This is a genomic window from Patulibacter sp. NPDC049589 (assembly GCF_040675535.1).
Taxonomy (GTDB): Bacteria; Actinomycetota; Thermoleophilia; order Solirubrobacterales; family Solirubrobacteraceae; genus Patulibacter.
Map to the genome: position 1 here is coordinate 1 of NZ_JBFAPC010000341.1, position 1,289 is coordinate 1,289.

The 1,289-nt window shown below is 74.6% G+C and carries 1 protein-coding gene and 1 pseudogene; one reads left to right on the forward strand and one right to left on the reverse strand.

From position 1 onward, the window contains the following. Window positions 1–634 (reverse strand): polyprenyl synthetase family protein (locus AB0L40_RS27870; RefSeq protein ID WP_364362068.1); only part of this gene is annotated, 634 nt, incomplete at its 3' end. Here AB0L40_RS27870 and AB0L40_RS27875 point away from each other — a divergent pair. Next, window positions 633–1,205 (forward strand): annotated as a pseudogene (locus tag AB0L40_RS27875) (pseudouridine-5'-phosphate glycosidase); the annotation flags it as partial. The gene AB0L40_RS27870 and the pseudogene AB0L40_RS27875 overlap by 2 nt on opposite strands. Between the last annotated feature and the right edge of the window lie 84 nt (window positions 1,206–1,289).

The following is a 1,289-nucleotide window of genomic DNA, read 5'->3' on the forward strand; positions in this document are numbered from 1 at the left end:
CGAGCAGGTCCGTCCCGCGCGGCTTGCCGGTCTGCTCCGGTGGGGCGACGACGTCGAGGACGTCGTCGAAGAGCTGGAAGGCGATGCCGATCGCCGACGCGAATTGCGCGAAGGCCTCGTCGTCCTCGCCGGCCGCGAGCGCACCGAGGCGGGCGGAGGCCTCGAACAGCGCGCCGGTCTTCAGGTGGCAGCGGTGCAGGTACCGGGCCTCGTCGACCTGCGTGCTCCAGGCGTCCTCGCGCTGGAGCAGCTCGCCCTGGGCCAGCTCGCGGGACGCGCGCGCCAGGACCCGCAGGGCCCGCGCGTCGCCGCCGCCGGCCAGCGTCGCGAACGCGCCGGCGAAGAGCGCGTCGCCCAGGCACGTCGCAGCGGCCCGGCCGTCGCGCGCGAACGCCGTGGGCCGGCCACGCCGCAGCAGACCCGCGTCGAGGACGTCGTCGTGCAGCAGCGTGGCGGTGTGGGTCAGCTCGACCGCCACGCCGGCGCGGACCACGGCCCCGCGGGCGGGGCCGTCGGGGTCGGCCACGGCGGGGCCGCCGACGATGATCGCCAGCAGCGGGCGCAGCCGCTTGCCGCCCGCGGCGACGGTATCCAGGGCCGCGTCGTCGAGGGTCGCGGAGCCAGGCGACGCCATGGGCGGCGTGCATCGGGAGGCGAATCTCACCTTCGACGAGTCGGCCGACCTGACCGCGCTGGCGCGTACGCCGATCGTGGTGGTCTGTGCCGGGGTGAAGTCGATCCTGGACGTGGGCGCCACGCTGGAGCGGCTGGAGACCCTCGGGGTGTCGGTGGCCGGCTACCGGACCCGGCGCTTCCCCGGCTTCTTCATCACCGACGGCGGCTTCGACGTCGACTGGGAGCTGGACTCCCCGGAGCAGGTCGCCGACTTCATCCGGGCCCGCGCCGAGCAGGGCGTCAGCGAGGGCGCCCTGGTGCTGGCCAACCCGCTGCCCACCGACGAGCAGCTCGACCCGGACCTGCACGACCGGACCCTGGCGAGCGGGCTGAGCCTGCTGGCCGAGCAGCACGTCACCGGCAAGGCGGTCACCCCGTTCCTGCTGAGCCACTTCCACTCCAGCACCGAGGGGAAGAGCCTCGAGGTGAACATCCGGATCATCCTGCGCAACTCGGCGCTGGCCGCCCGGATCGCGGCGGCCACCACCGCCGGCTCCAGCGCGCCGGTCGGATTCGCCGTGCCGGCGTGATCGTCGTCGGGGATCTGGTCACCGACGTCCTGGTCGAGGCGAACGGTCCGATCCAGGTCGGCTCGGACACCGATGCGGCGATCC